Genomic DNA, 20,893 nt, shown 5'->3' with positions numbered 1-20,893 from the left:
TTTACTATATTAACGAGTCTTTTGTCAACTTCGTTATTAGTCATTTGTCATTTGTCCTTTGTCACTTGTTCTTTGCAAATGACCAATGACTAATGACCAATGACTCTTTATTATTTTCCCAGCTCTTGCGATCGCTCTGTGGCAGCTTTGACTGCTTCAATTAAGGCTGAACGAAATCCTGCCTGTTCTAGCTTGGCAATTCCCGCAATGGTTGTACCGCCAGGGCTAGTAACGCGATCTTTGAGTTCTGCTGGGTGCATTTTGGTTTCATGCAACAGTTTCGCTGTTCCCAGTACGGTTTGCAAGGCTAGTTGATTAGCAATTGCTCTAGGTAAACCTGCGGCTACTCCGCCATCAGCAAGTGCTTCTACTAATAGTGCCACGTAAGCCGGGCCACTACCAGATAACCCTGTGACTGCATCCATCAGCGCTTCTGACACTTCCACCACTTCGCCTACAGCAGAAAAAACTTGCTGTGCTATTTGGTGATGCAAGGCATTGGTATATGCACCTGAACAAATCGCGGTAACTCCCGCTCCCACAGTTGCTGGGGTGTTGGGCATTGCTCTAATCACTGGCAATTGCACAAATGCAGCTTCCAGCTGATTTAAAGGCACACCCGCCAATATGGAAATGATTAGCGGTGAATGTTCTCTATTAAGAATATCAATATCTGCTAATTCTTGAGCGATCGCACTAAATACCTGCGGCTTCACTGCCAAAAAGACAACTTCTTTTGCTTCAGTGAAAACCCGGCTATTATCTGTCGTCACGACAACATCGTAGTGCTGTTTTAAGAAATCTAGGCGTGAAGATAGCGGTTCGCTAACTATGACTTCTGATGGTTGATAAATTCCACGCGTGATAAGGCGGGATAAGAGTGCTTCTCCCATTACCCCACCACCAATTAAGCCAAATTTTATAGTCATTGATCATTAGTCATTAGGCATTAGTCATCAGTCGTTTGTCATTTGTCACTATGATCAAAACCCAGGACAAATGACAAAGGACAAAGGACTAATAACTAATTTAACTTTATTGTGCCATCCGATTAGTTTCGTTGCCCCAACTTTGATTTGAAGGGCCTGTTGTCGGACGGGAGGGACGTGCAGGTGGTTGTGGTACTTCATGAAGAACGCCACCTTGGGTGCTAACTTGGACACAACTTGGTGTAAACAAAAAGATGCTCTCGCCGATGCGCTCTTGATGTCCATCTAGTGCGTAAGTACCACCCGCAACAAAATCTACTGCTCGTTGAGCTTGATCTGGGTCCATGATTGTCAGATTTAATACCACTGACTTGCGTTCTCGCAGCGCTTGAATTGCCTGGGGCATTTCTTCAAATGTGCGTGGTTCGAGTACCAAAACTTCCGAAATTCCGTTAATTGCTCCTGGCATACCAATCACATTCCCCATTGGCTTTTGACCTGTTGCTATATCATCTCCCATTGTAGGCACTGGTTCGCGCCAGCGTCGATTTTGAGCGGCTGTGCTTTCTTGTGGTGCTGGTTGGGGATTTTCTTGCTGATACAGATTTTGGTAATTATTGTCTGTTTCTGGTTCTTCTTCGTAATACTCGTATTCCACTTGCTCATTTAGACCCACAAAGTCTCTGAGTTTGGAAAAAATGTTGTTCATTCTGTGTGTACTCTCCTGGTGCGAATAGCCTGAATTGACTTGGCTGAGGATTAGTTGAGATAGGAGCGCTCGCTACATCGGTGGATACTTCAGCAAGTGTATTGCTATTTGTAGCCCATACTACGGGTTTTGGCGATGAACTGACACTTATTGGAAAGGTCTGTGCATCGCCTAAACATAATAATGAGTCAAGATTATATCCTAAGGTTTATCCGAAGGAAACTTCTTTATACCCTATTTTGCCTTGGCGATTGCTCTTGTCAATACTATATCCTTTGTTTCCAATTGCACCAGTCTGTTACAAAATTCTTGTCAACAAATCCTGATCTCTATTAATACCGTCCTCAAAGGCTGATGATTAATCGGCTAAGAGCGATCGCCAAACAATATGGTTCCTAATCGTACCATCGTTGCGCCTGCTTGCACTGCCAGTTCGTAGTCGCCTGACATACCCATAGATAGGTGCTGCATTTTAATATGCGACCAATTTTGCTCCTGGATTTCTTTTGCTAGTTCACGATTGCGATTAAACACATTAAGAATTTCGGAATCATTTAATCCGGAAGGCGGAATTGTCATCAAACCTTGAATTTGTAAACTTTTGTATTGATTGAGTGTGGGTAAATCAGCCAAAAGTTCTGGCACACTCCAACCAGACTTGTTGGGATCGGGGAGAATTTTCACTTGCAGGCAAACTTGGGGACTCACTCCTAGCTGTTGCGCCAATTGGTCTAAGCGCTGTGCCAGCTTCAAATTATCCACGGAGTGAATCCAATGGAATTGTTCGATGGCTTTTTTGGCTTTATTGCTTTGCAAATGTCCAATAAAGTGCCAGGTAATATCCGGTAAGTCTTGCAACTCGGCTTGTTTACTGGCAGCTTCTTGGATACGACTCTCCCCGAAATCACGAATTCCTGCGGTGTATGCAGACCGAATGTCCTGGGCAGAAACTTGTTTGCTAACGGCAATCAATTTGACTGAAGTTGGCAGTGAGGAGCGAATGGAAAGAATACGTTCGGAAATCGAACTGTTCATTGGAAGGTGCGCTGGAAAACACTCTGAAGCTGATCGTACTCCTGAGAATGCCCACTGCGCCGCAGGGTACGTAAGCGATTTTCCAACATCATTCTCGCCTCAGTACGTCCTAGAGACTGGAATTTGACACCTTTAACGTCATTTGCCACCAAAAAAAATAAGCGCTGGGCATAAAGTGTGGTGAACAAATCCTGGTTTTCATCAACCATACAGATTTTGTAGAGTAAACCCCAAGTTGGATGGTTTATGTAAGTTTCTGCGTTTTCTGGATTCATTTAAGAGTCAAGGTGTTGTCAAGGTGGGAGTATATATATCTTTTCGCAGTGAATTCCAAACATTCAGACGATAATACCAACATTCGCCAGAATATTTGCTTAAAATGCGAAACTGCGGTTACGAAGACCTTGATCTAGTTTCTAATGGGCAGATGAAGCTAGTGGTAGTGAAGCGGAATGGTACAACAGAAGCCGCGAAGCGTAGTAGAGGCTGGTTGATAAACATCACCATCTGCTTTGGTGATTTCAATTTACCAATCTGTAGGGACAAGGCACAAAATAGTCCTGATCTTCTAGTTGAAAGTTCGGCGTAGAAAGGAAAAACATCCTTTGAAGTTTCCAAAGGCAACGGCAAATTTTTCAACTTCTTTCCATACTGCCACAACTGTCGCTGAATGGCACAAAATCTGGATTGGGGATTGGGGATTGGGGACTGGGGATTGGGGATTGGGGATTGGGTACAGAAAATAAAACTATCTTCTATTGATTATCTAGCGTTTTCAGTGCTGGAATTGGTGTCTGAGCTTTGTGCAGAGATTCATAAGGGTACTCGGTCAAAAATCTTAAAATTAGTTTGTAGTGTTCGCGCAATGCTGGTTAATACCTAAAATCTACAGGAAATACTAGGGGATCAATTTTATGGCTGGGTAGCTGTTCAATTTACCCTACCATATCGTTACCTATACCTCAATACAGTTCGGTTAAGGCAAGAGACGCGATGAATCGCCGTCTCTACAATAATCAGTCTTTGGTAGAGACGGCAATTTAATGTTTTACTTCTGACGCCTGTTAGCGGTAGCGTGGCGTTTAGCCCATTCTGACTCCTGAATTCTGAATTCTGAATTCTGCTGTATTACCTCTTGCCATTATTCGGGGCAAAATTAGACCTGAGTTCCTATAGTTACCCGTATTCCCCAGAATAAGATTAAAGTTGCGATCGCCAGCCAGTCACGCCCTTTTAATCGTAAGTCGTGCCACTGGACTCGATGCTCATTCGGACTGGTAAAACCCCGTACCATCATGGCATTCGCCATTTGATCGGCTCGTAAGAGCAGATTTTCCAAAAGTCTCTCTGCAACTGTCATCCAAACCTTGAATGCTCCTTTTAATCCCAGCTTTTTCCAATTAATTGCCCTTGTCATCACGGAGCGGAATAAATTTTGCACTTCTTCTAAAACTAGGGGAATAAAGCGCAAGGACAAGGTTAAAGTTAAAGCAATTTCTGTGACGGGCAACTTGAAGCGTCGCAAGGGTTGCATTAGGCTTTCGATGCCAGATGTGATTTCTTCTGGTGCGGTTGTCAACAGATATAGGTTGGTACTATAAATCACGGTAAATATAAGTGTACTCAGGCGTACTGCCAAACTTAAGGAGTAGCGAGTTATTTTGACGGGGCCTTTGTGAAATAGTACGTAGCTGTATTTTTTGTTATCAACTACTTGCTCTTGAACAAGATTATTGGAGGATGCTGGCTGGGTTAAGATTTGTTCATTAGCTGGCAAACGTGGCTGATAATCTATACCCATTCCATCAGGACTGATGGCTGCGATCGCTAAGATAAAAAACGATAGCATTAATAGCCAGCCCATTTGCTGCTGCCATACTCGTCGGGGAATTCTGGCAATCAAGGTGGCAATAATCAATACTACCACTAGCAGCACACGCCAAAGGTTGTTGGCCAAAACATAGCTTGTTAAAAAGCTCATCAACCAGGCGAACTTGACTCGCGGATCAATTTTATGCAGCCAAGTTTGGGGTTGTTCTAGATAAAGTCCAAGTGGCAGCGATCGCAATAAATCCATTTTAGAGTTAGAAGTTAGGAGTTAGGAGTTAGAAGTTTTGACTTTAACTCATAACTTTTACCGTGTGCCGCTATCAAACTCAATTCGATAGGGTTCTATAATTAGCAATTTTCGCTTTAACCAATAACTCTTGTACAGACACAATTTAATCGCGTCTCTCTTGTACAGACGCGATTCATCGCGTCTCCTAACTTATTTTGACGCGAGTTGCTCTATTAACATTACCACTTTCGGCATCACGGACTTTTTTGCTCCGCCACAGCAAAATAATTGGTGTGCCTTTAAATCCTAGCTGTTGCCTAAATTGCCGTTCAATGTAGCGGCGGTAGTTGTCGTTGAAGCGTTTAGAATCATTGACAAATAGTGCGATCGTTGGTGGCTGGCTACTTACTTGTGTACCATAATAAATCTTGCCCTGACGCCCACCACGAGATGCTGGCGGTGAATGCCAACTGACGGCATCTGTTAAAACTTCGTTAATTACTGATGTGCTGACACGGCGTTTGTGTGATTCAGCGGCCGTTTTCACCAATTCGAGAATCTTTTCTACCCGTTGTCCTGACAAGGCACTCACAAAGATTGTTTCTGCCCATTCGGTAAAATGTAACCGTGATTGCAGAGTTTTTTCGTAGTCGTAGATTGTGTAAGAGTCTTTTTCGACGGCATCCCACTTATTAACGACGATGATGCAAGCTCGACCTTCCTCGATAATCCGCCCAGCTAATTTTTGGTCTTGCTCGGTAACTCCATCTACAGCATCTATGACTAATAAAACCACGTCAGCGCGGCGAATCGCTTTGAAAGCACGGTTAATACTAAAGAATTCTGTGCCGTATTCGATGTGTTTCTTTTTGCGAATGCCGGCGGTGTCAATCAAGCGGTAGGTTTGTCCGGCTCGTTCAATAACGGTATCAATAGCATCACGGGTTGTGCCGGAAATTGGGCTGACAATTGCCCTCTCTTCCCCGACAAAAGAATTGAGTAAGCTCGATTTGCCCACATTGGGGCGACCCACAATTGCTACTTTGATTTCATTAGTTTCTGGGATGTCTTCAACAGCAGGTATGTGATTAACTAATTCGTCGAGTAACTCTCCTGTACCACTGCCATGAATTGCGGAGATAGGGTAAGGTTCGCCCAATCCCAATTCCCAAAATTCGGCAGCTTGCATTAAGCCTTGGTCTGGAGATTCACATTTATTTACAGCTAGTAGTACAGGTACGCGTTGTTGGCGCATCCATTCGGCGATTTCTAAATCTGCCGATGTGGGGCCTGTTTGACCATCGACTACAAAAATAGCGCCACACGCTTCTGCAAGGGCTGTCATTGCCTGTTGGCGAATCAGTGGTAAAAATTCGGTATCATCATTAAAAACTAAACCACCGGTGTCTACCACTAAAAATTCGCGGCCATTCCAGAAAGCCGGCATGTAAGTGCGATCGCGTGTCACTCCCGGTTCATCATGGACAATCGCCGTTTGTTCCCCGGCGAGTCGATTAACCAGGGTGGATTTGCCCACATTTGGGCGTCCGATAATTGCAACAATTGGCAGTGCCATAAAACCAGGGTAAGTGAGAGACGTATTATATCACGTACTTACATTTTACTCACTTTCAACTGGAAGTTTTAATTTAATTTTTTAGGATTGGGGACTAGTAGTTCGCCAAGGAAACTTGGCGGGGTAAAGGGGAAGGGTGAAGGGGGAAAGGGTTTAAATCCCTTACCCTTTTCCCAGTCCTCACAAGCGCATTTTTGGGTTGGCAGACTACTAGTACCGCAAGGCGGAATTAAAAATTAAAAATGAATACAGCATAAGGGTTTCGTTGATTTGGAATGATTGGTTTATTTCCGCCGTGTTGTACTAGGGACTGGGTATTGGGGACTAGGAAAGAAAAGATGAGTAAGATTTGCTTGGATTCCAATGCCCACCTATTCAGTGATGTCATGCTTTTAAAAATAAAAAAAGGTAGGAAATCCTACCTTTTACCCAAAAAAAGCATTTTGTAACCAAATACCAAATTAAATATCACACACACTTTTGACGTATCGATTGCAAACCTATGACGAAGTTGTGACGTTTAATTTGTAGCTGATTTCGCGATTACTCCCAGTTGCAACCCTAGTGGATAACTTCCTTCTTCCTTGATGCGCTTAATTTCAGCATCGGTTATCCGTAAATTTAACTTTTGTGCCAGCGATCGCACAATATCTCCCCGGTCAATTACACCAGCTACGGCTCCAGCGGGAGAAAGCACGGTAATTCTAGGTAACTGCTCATTTTCTAGCTTGTTAATTACCTCAGCCATTGATGTTGACTCTGCAACGGTAGGTATTTCTGTCAATGGACGCACTATGCTGTGTAAGGTTTCGGTTTCCCATTCACTCCTTTGGGTTAAACGGAAATCGTCAATGGAAACTAGACCCCGGTAACGTCCATCAGAAGCAGCAAAATAAACCTGTGAAGGAGAGTTTTCCAAGAGGTATAAATCGGCAAAGGAGCGTAATGTCTGGTCAGCATCAATTACCCGAAAGTCACGGGTCATTGCATCGGACGCCACTACCTTGAGCAAGCTTTCTTGTAATGTGGTCATGTTGTCATAGGTGTTGGCGTTGCGGACAGCAAACCAACCTAACAGCGCAATCCACAAACCAACTACTAACTCTTTGGTAATAAAATCTACAACAAATCCCAACGCGATCGCAGCATAACCCAATATTTGCCCCGCCTTTGCAGCCCAGTGTACGGCTTGAAAACGATTACCTGTGATTTGCCATAGTGCTGCTTTTAACACTTGCCCTCCATCTAGAGGTAAGCCGGGAATCAGGTTAAATAGAGCCACCACTAAATTAATTCTCGCCAAATCTCCAACCATGACACTGAGGGGATTCGTATCAGGTATCGCAAAAGCTGCTAGACGGAGCAGGACAAATAATATGATACTTACCAAAGGCCCAGCGATCGCGACTTGAAACGCTTTGAAAGGAGTTTTAGATTCTTCTTCAATGGCAGCAATCCCGCCAAACATAAATAGGGTAATTGAATTAACTCTAATCCCTTGCGATCGGGCTACTAAGCTATGACCCAGTTCATGTAACAATACTGAACCAAACAGCAGCAGTGCCATAACTATTCCAGCACTCCAAGCTATAAGATTCCCCCATTCCTGATAAGCTACCCCAAAGTTGAGGGTTGCCAACCCTAAAATCACAAACCATAATGGGTCTAAAAATAGGGGAATTCCAAATAAAGACCCAATTCTCCAATTTGTTTGCATTACATTGTCCTAAAACTAGATATTGCCAGTAGTTTTTATACTGGAATACTACGCATACTTGTATACAAATTTATTATTGAGCATCAATTCGGTAGTGCCGAGTGACGCAATGCTCTTACTTTCTAGAATAGACAATTAATGGCTGTTGGGTGTGGGCATTGGGCATTGGGCATTGAGGAGAGGCAGAGGGGTAGGGATCAGGGAGCAGAGGTGAAAGAGAGATAATTTTAATTTCTTATTCTCTCCCTTGCCCCCTGCCCCCTGCTCCCTTGCTTCTTCCCTACTCCCCACTCCCCCTGCCCAAAATTCTTTTTAAGAGTGTTTGTATTGACCGCGGCGTTACAAGTAACGCCGCGGTCATCAAAAACTACAGACGACCGATGTTAGTCAGTCCTAAAACGATGCCAATGCCAATAATATGACCAAAAGCCATCGCACCAACGAATGTTGGAATACTAATCGGCAGGATAGGGAACTTGGGGCCAACTAGGGGTTTTTCAATCCTAGTACTTAGTAAAACCATTACTAAGCTGCTGACACTGATGATGATCGCTACTGTAGGATTCCACGCAGGTGTTGCAGGAACAGATGCAGCTAGTGCTAGAAAAATAGAGGAAATCAAGCTTTTGTCTCCTAAAGCGAAAAGTTAATCGTAGACCAACAAGATTATAAAATTACAAGGCCCAAAAGTTTTTTAGATAGTTTAGACTTTTCAAGTGATTATTTAAATTTGTCAGATATTCATGCGCGTTAAGATTTGCGGCATCACTCAACCACAGCAGTCTATAGCGATCGCCTCTCTTGGCGCAACGGCACTAGGATTTATTTGTGTACCAACTTCACCCCGTTACGTTACCACGTTGCAAATTCAGGCAGCAGTAGCAGAACTCCCGGCAAATATTGACAGAATTGGTGTTTTTGCCAACGCTAGCATCCCTGAAATCTGCCAGATAGTTGTTGATTCTGGGTTGACTGGTGTCCAGTTACACGGAGACGAATCACCAGAATTTTGCTACCAATTGCGTCAATCTTTACCCAAGGTCGAAATTATCAGAGCCTTGAGAATTCGGAGTATTGAGCATCTTGACACAACTGCTGATTACACAAAATATGTGGATACTTTGCTACTTGACGCCTACCATCCGCAACATCTGGGTGGTACAGGCAAAACTTTAGATTGGACAATGCTAGAACAATTTCGCCCTAGTTGTCCTTGGTTTTTAGCAGGAGGACTGACAGCCGATAATATTGTGGAAGCCCTAAATCAGGTTAATCCTAGCGGCATAGATTTATCTAGTGGTGTGGAACGGACACCAGGAGATAAGGATTTAGATAAAGTAGCCAAGTTGTTTGAGAAATTAGGGAGTAGGGAGTAGGGAGTGGAGAGTAGGGGGAGATGAGGGAGATGAGGGAGATGAGGGAGAATTATTAAATAAATCGCTACCTTGTCTATGCCCATTCCCCATTCCCCATTCCCCATTCCCCATTCCCCATTCCCCATTTATTAAAAGAATGCCGGTTGGTGACGAATCAAGTTAAAAAATTCTTCACGAGTTTTTTGTTCTTCTTGGAACACACCAACCATTGCGCTAGTGACAGTCCAAGAACCTGGTTTCTGCACGCCCCGCATCACCATACACATGTGGCTAGCTTCCATCACAACGGCAACGCCTTGAGGTTCTAGAATGGTCTGAATTGCTTCGGCAATTTGGCGCGTTAATCTCTCCTGCACTTGCAAGCGGCGAGAATACATCTCAACAATGCGGGCCAGCTTACTCAATCCCACAACTTTTTGGTTGGGGATATAAGCAACGTGTGCTCTACCCATAAATGGCAGCATGTGGTGTTCGCACAGACTAAAGAAATTAATATCTCTAACTAGTACCATCTCGCTATGCCCTTCATCAAAGATGGCATCGTTAACTAGTTCTTCAAGAGATTGATTATAGCCACTGGTAAGAAACCGCATTGCCTCGGCTACTCGTTTGGGTGTTTTGAGGAGTCCTTCGCGTTCTGGATCTTCACCAACACCCAATATTAGTGTCCGCACGGCGTCCTTCATTTCCTCCATCTGTTCCTCTTTTGGTGGGCACACATCTGCTGGTCGCCCGTTATGAGTATTGCGATCGGGTCTAGGAGTTATGGCTTCTGCCAAGTCGGGAATCAGAGGCGATTGAGAGTAATTGGAACCGTTGGAACTAGCGATAGTCATGATTCAGTCTTGGTTATGGTTTAGTCATTGGTCATTGGTCATTAGTCATTGGTCATTAGTCATTTGCAAAAGACAAAGGACGAAGGACTAATTAGAGTGCGCCAGCGCTGGGCATCAGGATCAATTCATCAATCACTGCCTGTTGTGGTAAAAGTACAGCGTAAAGAATTGACTGAGCCACAATTTCCGGGGTTAACATTTTGGAACGGTCTAGGTTGACATGGACTGTTTCTGTATCCCAAAGTTCGGTATTGACTGCACCAGGACAAATAGCTGTGACACGAATGCCGTGGGTGCGTTCTTCTTGCGCCAGGGTTTGAGTGAGGGCAATCAAACCAGCCTTGCTGACGCTATATGCTCCCCAACCGGGAAAGGGCTGCTTGGCGGCAATTGAAGCGACATTGATAATTGTGCCTGTGCCCCGATCGCGCATTGAAGGTAAAATCCCCATAATGCACCCAAACACGCCAGTCAGATTCAAGTCAATTACCTGTTGCCAGTCTTCTAGGGGAGTTTCGCTCAAAGTGGCTGTATAGGCTATGCCCGCATTGTTTACCAGAATATCTATATCACCAAAGTCAAGGGCGATCGCTTGGATCTTGTCTTTTACTTCCGAGATCCGCGCTAAATCTACAGCGTAAGCTTTCGCTTCCACCCCAGTATGCTCAACGGCTTCTCTTACAGCCTCCAACTTATCCAAAGAACGACTGACTAAGGCGACATCTATTCCCGCTTTCGCAAAGGCTAAAGCCGTTGCTTTCCCAATTCCACTACTTGCCCCAGTAATCAGGGCGCGTCGTTTTTGCTCAACACTCATGGTGTCTCCCAATTTTTTGGCAGTTCCCAAAGCCTATTACCACCCAATTATTTACATTTCTCGGTTTGGATAGATTAAAGGAGTCTAAAAATCTGATGATTTTCATTAGGCAAATGCTATGATGCTGCACAATAGCACCCATATTGTGGGTTTTAGCAGTGAAGACAACAAATCATTGCCTGGAAAACCACGCTGTACATTCAAATTAGATTATTTACAAAATACAAAACCCACTCAATTAAGTTGAGTAGATTTACCAAACATGCAAATGCCTATGGCTAGATTGTTAAAAATCTTTAAGCACATAGGCAATTATAGCATTGCTGATCGGCTAATCAATCATTAATGAAGTGCTGTTAGTGGGCAACTTCTGTAAAAACACCAATTTTGCGGAATTTTTCATAACGCAGTTGACGGCGTTCTGGAGCGGTTAAACGATTGAGTTCGTCCAAGTTTTCTAGCAGCACTTGCTTAAGAGTATTAGCGGCTTTTAGAGGGTCGGAATGAGCGCCACCAGTGGGTTCGGGCAGTATTTGGTCAATAATTCCCAATTTTTTCAGGTCGTGGGAAATAATTTTCAGAGCCACGGCGGCTTGGGGAGCCTTACCAGCATCTTTCCACAAAATGGCGGCGCAGGCTTCGGGAGTGGCAACGGTATAAACGGAGTGTTCAAACATGAGTAGGCGATCGCCTACGCCGATACCAAGTGCGCCACCAGAACCACCTTCCCCAATGACTGTGCAGATAATTGGCACATCTAAGCAGAACATTTCCCGCAAGTTATAAGCGATCGCTTCTCCTTGACCTTGATGTTCTGCTTCTACCCCAGACCAAGCTCCTGGTGTGTCGATAAAAGTTAGTATCGGCATACTAAACTTGTTGGCGTGTTCCATCAACCGCATGGCTTTGCGGTAGCCGCCAGGGTAAGGCATTCCAAAGTTACGGGCAATATTATCTTTAGTATCCCGACCTTTTTGATGACCCAACATCACCACAGGTTGTCCACTCAGACGACCGACACCACCAACTAAAGCCGGATCGTCACCACCACAGCGATCGCCATGTAATTCCATCCATTCATCACTAATAGCCTGAATGTAATCGAGAGTACTGGGGCGACGCGGATGACGAGCGACTTGCAATCGCTGAGACGGGGATAGACTCGTGAAAATTTCCTCACGCAGTTGCATGGCACGTGCTTCTAGTTGGCGAATTTGACCAGAAACATCGACGCCATTTTCTTCTGCAAGTTGCCGAATTTGATCAATTCGGGTTGCAAGTTCTGCTAGGGGTTTTTCAAAATCTAGCAGTAGCGGTTTACGCTCGGTAGTTGCCATCGTAGGGGTTATAAGTTACGAGTTATAAGTTATCTATCCTTTGTCCTTTGTCCTTTGTCAGTTGTCCTTTGTCAGTTGTCCTTTGTCTTTTGTCCTTTGCAAATAACAAATGACTAATGACCAATGACAAATGACTAATGACTAATGACTAATGACCAATGACTAAACTAGCAGCGGTCTAAATCCGTGTTTTACTGACACCCGACCAATCTGCTCCATTTTGTCTACGGTAATCTGATTCCGTCCCCACGAAAAGTTCGTGTATAACTTCTCAAATTCCAGCAGCATTGATTCGGCAAAACAAGCAAACAACTGGCGGGCTGGCACGTCCATATTGACGATTTTCATAATCTTCCAGTCAATATCCAGGGAATGCTCTACGATTCCACCATTTAACACGTGTACACCAGGATGCTGAATTTTGGTTGCTAAGTTTTTGGGATAACCACCATCAATCAACAAACAGGGCTGTTTCAAAGTAGTGGGGTCAATTTCCACGCCTCTGGGCATACTAGCAACCCAAACTACAACATCAGCTTGGGGCAGTGCTTCTGTCAAACCCATGATTTTCCCTCGCCCCAATTCGCCTTGCAACTCTTTGAGACGTTCTTGATCACGGGCGATCAACAAAAGTTCTTGGACATCTGTTTTCGCATCTAGCCAGCGTGTAACTGCACTACCAATATCCCCAGTTGCCCCACATATAGCAACAGTCGCTTTTGACAGATCAATTCCCAGTTGTTTTGACGCTTCTTCCACCTGCTTACAAATAATGTAGGCAGTATGTGTGTTTCCGGTGGTGAAGCGTTCAAACTCTAGTTTGATGTTGCGGACTTGGCTAAACTGCTCTAACTTAAAGTTTTCAAAAATAATTGAGGAAAATCCGCCTAAAGCTGTGATGTTAATGCCGTGCTTTTGTGCATGGGCCATGGCGTTGAGGATTTTGCGCGTTGCGGCTTTGATGCGGCGACTAGCTAGCATTTCCGGCAAAAAGCAAGACTCTACATATCTTCCTTCAATTTGTTGCCCAGTTACACTGGTGACAATAATGGTATCAACAATTTGCGGTGGGGCGCTACACCAAAAGTCTAACCCTTGATCGGCATATTCTGGGTATCCCAATTCTTGAGCTACCGCTTGAGCGTGTTCTAAACTAGTCAGATGTCCAATTAGACCAAACATGTAGTGATTATTAGGCTTATGCTATCTTGAGGCGTGGAATTTAGTAGAGTTGGGAGTTAAAAGTTAGGAGTTCTGAGTTCTGAATTTCAATTACTCAGCACTCAGCACTCGTTACTGGGCACTCTTTTAAGCAGCAATGAGTCCGTAAGCTGACAAGCGCATGATATCGCGAGTCGTGAAACCGATGTTACTTAATGCTTCTCCGTATTGAATCATAAAGTCTTCTACCAAAGCATCTTTTTCCATTGCCATTGTGTGGGCATCACCTTCTACTTGGTTGAGCATTCTCCAAACTATGGGTAGGTTCTGGCGGTTTGCAAGTTCAAGTTCAGCTTTGGCTTCTGCAAAGTGTTCTTTGAGCCAAACTTCTCCAAAGTTGAGGTGACTATATTCTTCTTTTACTACTCCCTCAGTGATTTTGCGGGCAAAAGCGTCGGCGACGGGGATGTAAATGTTATATGCTGCGATCGCAAAACATTCGATAATCAAAGACTGAATCAATAGACAAGTGACGACTTTACCTTCTGCCGCCGCAGTTTGGAAGTTTTGGTGTAGTCCAGAGAAAAACTCCTTAGCAAATTCCAAATCTGGGGTGACTTCCAAGTTGCGTCCACAAGCTTCAAATCCTTTCTTGTGGCGGCTTTCCATCTTGGAGAGGCGAATCAACTCATCATGAGATTCCGGCAGCAGTTGGGCTAGGGTGATGTAATTTTCATGGGCTTCTTGTTCCCCTTCAATCACGATCGCATTAATCCGGCTATAAGCATCTTTGTATGTTTCGCTCTTGAAATCTAATCCTTTAAATTCGTCTGTAAGCTGCGGCATGGTTATGTTTACTCCTGTAAACCTGAATTATTTGACACCAGGATTCAATTTACCCTATGAACTGAGGGTAACAATCACTGTGGTTTAATTTAACTTAACAAGTAACTATGTTTATAGATTAACTGTTGCTGGAGGAGATGCTCTAGTCCTAGCGAAACAAATGCTTTGCAGTTTGAGTTATGTCTAAACCAAACCCGAATCTAAAATCTGGCGATTTTTTGAGTCTAGTAGTCTTACTGCTAGGGGCATTTATCGTTCTACTACCGCTGTTTGTGGTCTTTCTCACCTCCTTTGCACCGAACGCCGCCAGCCCAGAAAATTTGTCCAAAAATAACTGGTCTTTAGCAAATTACCGCGTTGCGTGGCAACAGGGAAAATTTTTGCTGGCGTTTGCTAATTCTACCTTGGTAGCGATCGCTGTGACGGCGTTTCAGATTGTCACTTCTGCTTTGGCTGGTTACGCCTTAGCACGCCTGAAGTTTCGGGGACGCCAAGCACTGCTATTAGTCGTTTTAGCAACTTTGGTGATTCCCTTTCAGTTATTGGTGATTCCCATCTTTTTGGTTTTGAAGTGGGGACACTTGATAAATACATATTGGGCGCTGATTTTACCCACTGCGGTCAACGGGTTTGGGATTTTCTTGTTACGTCAGTATTTCCAGACAATTCCCGTGGAATTAGAGGAAGCCGCAGCCATAGATGGGGCGAACCGACTGCAAATTTTGTGGCGAGTGATGTTACCTTTAGCCCGTCCGGCGTTGGTAACACTATTTTTGTTCACTTTCATCGGTGAATGGAATGATTTATTTAAGCCTTTAGTATTTACGACACGACCAGAATTAAGAACGGTGCAGCTGGCATTGGCAGAGTTTCAAGAGCAATTTACGAATAATTGGCCCTTGATGATGGCAGCAGTGACCATAGCGACAGTTCCAGTGATGGTATTATTTCTCATCGGTCAGCGTCAGTTCATTCAGGGTATTGCGGCGACAGGGATTAAGAATTAGCAACAAAACCTATATGTAGAGACGCGATAAATCGCGTCTTCAAAGACCAATCATCTACACCAATAACCCTTAAACCAAGCGTATGTATAAAGGCAGTCCAGGATTAAAATATTAATTTTTGTGACACTATGCGTAATTTTTCCTAGCCAAGCCGAATCAACAATGATACACATCCTTTAGGAAATGGAAACAGTTATGGACTCTGAAACATTACAGAAGTTACAAGCAGAAGTTGAGCAGAAACTACTTGAAAGCGTTAATAACGCCGGCTTATACGCATTGCTTGAAAAATACGGTGTATTAGATGATAGAGCTTTGACAGTTCAGTGGCAGTGCAATCTTGACCCAAATAAAATCAAATCTGGTAATGCAGGCACAGAACAGGAAATTGTTCTAATGGAAAATTCATGGTGTATCCCTTGCCCGTCAACTGGCGACCCTTTCGGCTGCAACTGCTAAATAATTTAGTCTTTGTACTGTAAAAAGTTTATTCTAGTGAGTATAAAAATGCTGAACTTTGCATTTACTAGTTAGGCTACAGAGATAATCTTAAGTATCACTATACCTAATTAGCAAGGAGCAGTATTTCAATATACTCTTACTTTTTGGGTGCAAGTTTCTAATGTCTGGAAACCGAAGCAGTTGGTGCTGGGAGTTAGGAATAGTGAGTACTTTAGCAATTGCTGGAGTGCTCAGTTTCTTTGAGAATTTTGCCTTAGCCCAAATACAAAGGGATGGCACACTTGGATCTGAAAGTTCAATCATTACGCCAAAGCTAATCGATGGTCAGTCTATAGACCAGATTGATGGTGGGGCAGTTCGTGGTACAAACTTGTACCACAGTTTTGAACAGTTTTCTGTCTCCGCGGGAAGTACAGCCCACTTTAACAATGCAATAAATATTCAAAATATCATCAGTCGGGTAACAGGTAATTCGATTTCTAATATAGATGGCATTCTGAAAGCTAACGGCACAGCCAACCTGTTTCTGATTAATCCTAACGGCATTGTTTTTGGGTCAAATGCTTCTTTAAATATCGGCGGTTCATTTGTGGCAAGTACGGCAAGTAGCTTGAACTTTGCTGATGGTACAAAGTTTAGTGCTACATCTCCTCAAACTACACCTCTACTGACACTAAGTGTTCCCATTGGTTTGCAATTTGGAGCAACTGCTGCTCCCATCCGCAATCAATCCCAAGCCAAACCAGATGGCGCAGTTAATATCTTTAGGCAAGGCGTTGGTCTACAGGTGCAGCAAGGCAAAACCTTGGCACTTATAGGCGGCGATATAACGCTAGAGGGGGGAAATATCACAGCAAAGGATGGAAGAGTTGAGTTAGGAAGCGTCGCTGGTAATAGCCTGGTAAGTTTAAGCCCAACAAACCAAGGTTGGGCATTGGGATATGAAGGTGTTCAAAATTTCCAGAACATCGAACTAATCCAGTTAAATAAAATTCGATCTATTGTAGACGCTCATGGAGAGGATGGCGGCAATATTCACATGCAAGGCAGGCTTGTGCGGGTAGCTGGCAGTCTGCTAACTGTAGTTGATCCCTCTGGAGGACAATCAGTAGGGGATTTGACAGTGAACGCCTCAGAGTCTGTATTAGTTGAACAAGATGCGCGACTGTTAGTTCAGAATTTCTCCACCGGAAACTTCGGAAACATGAATGTCACTACTAAGAAGTTGGTAGTCAGAGGTGGAGCACAATTGTATGGCCAATTGACCATAAACGCTTCAGATTCCGTGGAACTGATCGGCGGCACTTCCATTCCCCTCTTCCGAGATGGTAGTGATTTAATATCCAGTGGATTATTTAGTGCAACTTATGGCGATAAAAACGCTGGCGGCATCACAATTAACACTGGAAAGTTGCGTATCCAAGGAGGGGCAAGAATATCAACAAGCTCTGAGGGCACATATAGGTATATTCCTAACGAACTTACACCAGCAAATACAGGAAAAGCAGGAAACTTGACGGTGAACGCCTCTGAGTCGGTAGAACTAATTGGAACCTCACCAAATGGTTCTAGGCTCAGTGGCTTGTTTTCTAGAACTGAAGGGCCTGGAGATGGCGGAAACTTGACCCTAACTACAGGGCAATTGATTATCAAGGATGGGGCTGCAATAAGTGTGAGCAGCCAAGCTCGAAAAAATGTAATCTATATCGGAGATCCCACTAATTTAGGGAAAGCAGGTGATTTAAATATAATCGCTCGCTCCATACTTTTGGACAATAAGGGAAAACTCACAGCTGAAACCGAGTCAGGTCGAGGCGGGAATATTACACTACAGGTGCGGGACTTATTACTGATGGGCCGCGAAAGTAAAATAACCACTAACGCAGGTACGACAGGACTTGGTGGAGATGGCGGTAATATCACGATCAAAGCACCTAATGGCTTTATGGTCGCTGCTCCCTTTGCAAATAGCGATATCACTGCCAATGCCTTCTCTGGTTCTGGTGGTAAAATCACAATCACCGCTAAAAATATCTTTGGGTTTGTACCCCGCACCCGTGCAGAGGTAGAGAGACTTGATCCGGAAGAAATAAACCCGAAAAACCTACGAACAAGTGACATCACAGCATTTTCTCAACAAAACCCTTTATTAAATGGCACTGTACAAATCAACTCGCCGGATGTTGACCCCAGTAAAGGATTAGTGGAATTGCCTGTAAATCTAGATGATGCTTCGCAGCAAATTACGGCTGGTTGTAATTCTGGTGGAAAAATAGCCAGTAGTTCATTTGTTGCTACTGGGCGTGGAGGATTAGCACCCGATCCCACAGAGCTATTGATAGCTGATGCGGTGCTAGCAGATTGGATCACACTCTCTCCAGAGAGTCAGAATCGTGCTGACAGTATTCAGAAAGAAATGGGTGTTCAAGCGCAGCCAAATACAGAAGAAAAATCACAGAAAGTTAATTCTGTCAATGAACCTACTCAAATTGTGGAAGCCCAAGGATGGGTAATAGATGCCAATGGGAAGGTGGTTCTGGTTGCTCAAGTACCTATTGCGTCGCCCTATAACTCCTCGCTCACCGCTACATCTTGTGCTGCTAATTAGAAATCGACTTTGTTGACGCCCTTTGTATTAAACTAATTGGTCGGTGCGTTGGCGATCGCAACAGAAAGAAATAAGTTATCAAGAAAGGCAGAGGGCAGGAGGCTCAGTTGGCAGAAGGGAATTCTACCTCCTGCCCCCTACCTTAACTCACCAACTGCGCGGCAGAATTGAAAAATTGACGACACAACCCCTTCGTAACTAAAAGTGTTGTCAACAAGTTAGCGAAAGCAACCATAAATATAATCAAAATTTCATAAGATACAGCATCCAGGGGTTTAACACCTGCTAATAATTGTCCGGTGGTAATTCCTGGTATTGCCACCATACCGATGAGAATCATTTGATTCAGAGTAGGAATCAATCCGGCTTTAATGGCGTCTTTGCGATACTGGCTAACTGCTTGCTCTGGAGTTGCACCTAAGCTTAAATGAGTTTCTATTTCGAGATGGCTGGAATTAATGGTGCTGACAAAACGATCGCCTGCGATCGCCGCTGCATTGGTAGCATTACCTAAAACTATCCCTGCTAAAGGAATTATATACTGTGGTTCATACCATCTCTCTGGTTGAACGATCAAGAAGTTGGTGTAAAGCACTGTCAGGGCGGTACTAATTAAAATTGCACCCCACACCAAAGGCAACACATGAGGAATTTTTTGGCTGATGCGATTTCGTGCGACAATCGCCGTAATTGTCAGCATTATTACTAATAACCCCAAAACTGCCCAAGCATTGTCTAAAGCCAAGATGAAATCTAAAATGTATCCCAATACAAGAAGTTGTAAGATGGTTCTCCCAGTAGCAAGGGCTAAGTTTAACTCTAGTCCTAATTTTTCCCAGGCAGATAAACCAATGGCGATCGCCATCAATCCCACAGCAATAGCTAAATCCACAAAATCCAGCTTGATCAATTCCTGCATGGGTTCTCTATCTCCTAGTATTTTCTTCTCACAGCAGCCCACACAAGAGGAACTTTGATCCGATGTGTTGGATCTTGGTTGATATATATCACTTTCATCAATTCAAAATTCCAAATGGTACGACCTTAACATGGCAAACACCTAGTATGCCTACTATCTGTAAATTAAATGTGCGGCAGTTTACCGCGTCACAATTTAAGTAAAAACCCTAATAGATGCGTATCTTGGGCGATAGTCTTTTAGTAGCTCCTATATTGATTAACAATTCAATCAGCAAAAATTGACTGTCGAAGTGCATCCTTTGTATCTTCCGATAAAATGAGAACTCATGATCCAAAGTGTAAATCCCATCCCTGCCTTTGATATCAAGCAGCAATACACCACCATCGAAGCAGAAGTAAGTGCAGCCGTCTTAGAGGTTTTAGCTTCTGGCCGCTATATTGGCGGCCCCTTAGTCGAAGGCTTTGAACAACAGTTTGCCGCTTATAATACTGTTACAGAATGTGTGGCTTGTAATTCTGGTACTGATGCGCTCTACTTAGCGTTACGAGTCTTGGACATTGGTGCAGGCGATGAAGTGATTACAACGCCTTTCACCTTTATTGCTACATCTGAAGTGATTAGCGCCGTTGGTGCAAAGCCTGTTTTTGTTGATATTGACGCTACTACGTTTAATTTAGATGTGGAGCAATTAGCGGCGGTCATTACACCCAAAACCAAAGCGATTATCCCGGTTCACCTATTTGGACAACCTGTGGATATGACATCATTAATGGCGATCGCTCAATCTCACAATTTGGCAATAATTGAAGATTGCGCTCAGTCTACAGGGGCTATGTGGGCTGATCAGAAAGTAGGAAGTATTGGACATATTGGTTGCTTTAGTTTCTACCCTACCAAAAATCTTGGTGGTTGTGGTGATGGCGGAGCAATAACGACTAATGATCCAGCGATCGCTACCAAACTCCGAATATTACGAGATCATGGTAGTAAAGTTCGATATTTACATGAGGAAATCGGTGTAAATAGCCGCTTGGATGCTCTGCAAGCAGCCATCTTGCAGATTAAGCTGCGTTATTTAGATATTTGGAATGATCGCCGACGAGATATCGCCAACTATTATTATCAGTTCCTCAGTCAAATTCCAGGGATAGTCCCGCCCCAAGAATTACCTGAAGGTGTTGGGGTATGGAACCAATACACTATTCGCATATCAGGCGAAGGGCGCAATGGTTCTAGCGCCAAATATCGAGATTGGGTGCGTAGTCAATTGCAAGAACAGGGCGTAAGTTCAATGATTTACTACCCCCATCCTTTACATTTGCAGCCAGTTTATCAAAATCTGGGCTATCAAATTGGGGACTTACCAATAGCAGAGCAAGCTTGCCATGAGGTTATATCCCTACCCATGTTCCCAGAATTGACACAACAGCAGCAAGATCAGGTGATTTATGCCTTGAAAGAAGTTATGAGTTAGAAGTTAGGAGTTAGGAGTTAGA

At 43.8% G+C, this 20,893-nt stretch carries 20 protein-coding genes; 6 read left to right on the top strand and 14 right to left on the bottom strand.

The annotated features are described in order from the left end of the window. Positions 1 to 110: 110 nt before the first annotated feature. The 4 genes from proC to pipX all read right to left on the bottom strand — a co-directional run bounded on the left by proC (position 111) and on the right by pipX (position 2,948). Positions 111 to 929, bottom strand: coding sequence for a pyrroline-5-carboxylate reductase (proC, locus tag ACWATR_RS23635; RefSeq protein WP_460337801.1), 819 nt, complete (start codon positions 927 to 929; stop codon positions 111 to 113). A 106-nt stretch (positions 930 to 1,035) separates the two neighbouring features. Then, a complete protein-coding gene (locus tag ACWATR_RS23630) occupies positions 1,036 to 1,638 on the bottom strand; it encodes a cell division protein SepF (protein WP_435025015.1) in 603 nt (200 codons plus the stop codon). 366 nt (positions 1,639 to 2,004) lie between these two features. Continuing rightward, complete coding sequence (locus ACWATR_RS23625; protein ID WP_460337798.1) at positions 2,005 to 2,673, bottom strand: YggS family pyridoxal phosphate-dependent enzyme; 669 nt, start codon at positions 2,671 to 2,673, stop codon at positions 2,005 to 2,007. Beyond that, positions 2,670 to 2,948 carry a transcriptional coactivator PipX gene (gene pipX, locus ACWATR_RS23620; protein ID WP_069068710.1) on the bottom strand — a complete coding sequence of 93 codons (279 nt, stop codon included), beginning with the start codon at positions 2,946 to 2,948 and terminating at the stop codon, positions 2,670 to 2,672. Before pipX ends, ACWATR_RS23625 begins: the two co-directional genes overlap by 4 nt. Before the next feature lie 104 nt (positions 2,949 to 3,052). On the opposite strand from pipX, the gene ACWATR_RS23615 reads away from it, so the two are divergent. After that, positions 3,053 to 3,262 carry a hypothetical protein gene (locus ACWATR_RS23615; RefSeq protein WP_460337795.1) on the top strand — a complete coding sequence of 70 codons (210 nt, stop codon included), beginning with the start codon at positions 3,053 to 3,055 and terminating at the stop codon, positions 3,260 to 3,262. Positions 3,263 to 3,829: 567 nt separating this feature from the next. Here the strand turns inward: ACWATR_RS23615 and ACWATR_RS23610 are convergent. The 4 genes from ACWATR_RS23610 to psaK form a co-directional block, all read right to left on the bottom strand. Then, positions 3,830 to 4,750: an energy-coupling factor transporter transmembrane component T family protein gene (locus tag ACWATR_RS23610; protein WP_460337792.1), complete on the bottom strand. Its 921-nt coding sequence runs from the start codon at positions 4,748 to 4,750 to the stop codon at positions 3,830 to 3,832. Positions 4,751 to 4,937: 187 nt separating this feature from the next. Continuing rightward, on the bottom strand, positions 4,938 to 6,308 hold the full coding sequence (gene der / locus ACWATR_RS23605; RefSeq protein WP_460337789.1) for a ribosome biogenesis GTPase Der: 1,371 nt from the start codon (positions 6,306 to 6,308) through the stop codon (positions 4,938 to 4,940). Between the two features lie 520 nt (positions 6,309 to 6,828). Continuing rightward, positions 6,829 to 8,025, bottom strand: coding sequence for a site-2 protease family protein (locus ACWATR_RS23600; RefSeq protein ID WP_460337786.1), 1,197 nt, complete (start codon positions 8,023 to 8,025; stop codon positions 6,829 to 6,831). A gap of 367 nt (positions 8,026 to 8,392) precedes the next feature. Next, the gene (gene psaK / locus ACWATR_RS23595) at positions 8,393 to 8,647 is read right to left on the bottom strand and encodes a photosystem I reaction center subunit PsaK (RefSeq protein WP_069068715.1); all 255 of its coding nucleotides are present in this window, start codon (positions 8,645 to 8,647) and stop codon (positions 8,393 to 8,395) included. A 121-nt stretch (positions 8,648 to 8,768) separates the two neighbouring features. On the opposite strand from psaK, the gene ACWATR_RS23590 reads away from it, so the two are divergent. After that, on the top strand, positions 8,769 to 9,401 hold the full coding sequence (locus tag ACWATR_RS23590; protein ID WP_460337782.1) for a phosphoribosylanthranilate isomerase: 633 nt from the start codon (positions 8,769 to 8,771) through the stop codon (positions 9,399 to 9,401). Positions 9,402 to 9,529: 128 nt separating this feature from the next. Here ACWATR_RS23590 and folE read toward each other — a convergent pair whose 3' ends face one another. The 5 genes from folE to ACWATR_RS23565 form a co-directional block, all read right to left on the bottom strand. After that, positions 9,530 to 10,237, bottom strand: a complete 708-nt coding sequence (folE, locus tag ACWATR_RS23585; protein WP_181928917.1) for a GTP cyclohydrolase I FolE — start codon at positions 10,235 to 10,237, stop codon at positions 9,530 to 9,532. Between the two features lie 91 nt (positions 10,238 to 10,328). Further along, complete coding sequence (locus ACWATR_RS23580; protein WP_069073546.1) at positions 10,329 to 11,054, bottom strand: SDR family oxidoreductase; 726 nt, start codon at positions 11,052 to 11,054, stop codon at positions 10,329 to 10,331. 356 nt (positions 11,055 to 11,410) lie between these two features. Continuing rightward, positions 11,411 to 12,391: an acetyl-CoA carboxylase carboxyltransferase subunit alpha gene (locus tag ACWATR_RS23575; RefSeq protein ID WP_069073547.1), complete on the bottom strand. Its 981-nt coding sequence runs from the start codon at positions 12,389 to 12,391 to the stop codon at positions 11,411 to 11,413. A 162-nt stretch (positions 12,392 to 12,553) separates the two neighbouring features. Continuing rightward, positions 12,554 to 13,573 carry a long-chain acyl-[acyl-carrier-protein] reductase gene (locus ACWATR_RS23570; RefSeq protein WP_181928918.1) on the bottom strand — a complete coding sequence of 340 codons (1,020 nt, stop codon included), beginning with the start codon at positions 13,571 to 13,573 and terminating at the stop codon, positions 12,554 to 12,556. A 126-nt stretch (positions 13,574 to 13,699) separates the two neighbouring features. Further along, positions 13,700 to 14,398 carry an aldehyde oxygenase (deformylating) gene (locus ACWATR_RS23565; protein ID WP_460337777.1) on the bottom strand — a complete coding sequence of 233 codons (699 nt, stop codon included), beginning with the start codon at positions 14,396 to 14,398 and terminating at the stop codon, positions 13,700 to 13,702. Positions 14,399 to 14,577: 179 nt separating this feature from the next. On the opposite strand from ACWATR_RS23565, the gene ACWATR_RS23560 reads away from it, so the two are divergent. The 3 genes from ACWATR_RS23560 (at position 14,578) to ACWATR_RS23550 (ending at position 18,475) form a co-directional block, all read left to right on the top strand. Next, positions 14,578 to 15,405, top strand: coding sequence for a carbohydrate ABC transporter permease (locus tag ACWATR_RS23560; protein ID WP_460337774.1), 828 nt, complete (start codon positions 14,578 to 14,580; stop codon positions 15,403 to 15,405). A gap of 195 nt (positions 15,406 to 15,600) precedes the next feature. Further along, positions 15,601 to 15,864 (top strand): hypothetical protein, encoded by a 264-nt coding sequence (locus tag ACWATR_RS23555; RefSeq protein WP_181928921.1) that lies wholly within the window; start codon positions 15,601 to 15,603, stop codon positions 15,862 to 15,864. Positions 15,865 to 16,027: 163 nt separating this feature from the next. Further along, the gene (locus ACWATR_RS23550; RefSeq protein WP_460337770.1) at positions 16,028 to 18,475 is read left to right on the top strand and encodes a filamentous hemagglutinin N-terminal domain-containing protein; all 2,448 of its coding nucleotides are present in this window, start codon (positions 16,028 to 16,030) and stop codon (positions 18,473 to 18,475) included. A 142-nt stretch (positions 18,476 to 18,617) separates the two neighbouring features. Here ACWATR_RS23550 and ACWATR_RS23545 read toward each other — a convergent pair whose 3' ends face one another. Next, on the bottom strand, positions 18,618 to 19,394 hold the full coding sequence (locus tag ACWATR_RS23545) for an ABC transporter permease (protein ID WP_460337767.1): 777 nt from the start codon (positions 19,392 to 19,394) through the stop codon (positions 18,618 to 18,620). Between the two features lie 328 nt (positions 19,395 to 19,722). On the opposite strand from ACWATR_RS23545, the gene ACWATR_RS23540 reads away from it, so the two are divergent. After that, positions 19,723 to 20,871 (top strand): DegT/DnrJ/EryC1/StrS family aminotransferase, encoded by a 1,149-nt coding sequence (locus ACWATR_RS23540; protein ID WP_460337764.1) that lies wholly within the window; start codon positions 19,723 to 19,725, stop codon positions 20,869 to 20,871. Positions 20,872 to 20,893 lie beyond the last annotated feature (22 nt).

It is taken from the genome of Nostoc sp. UIC 10890 (assembly GCF_054786515.1).
Note: the sequence above shows the minus strand (reverse complement) of the source record. Positions and strands in the feature narration are given on the sequence as shown.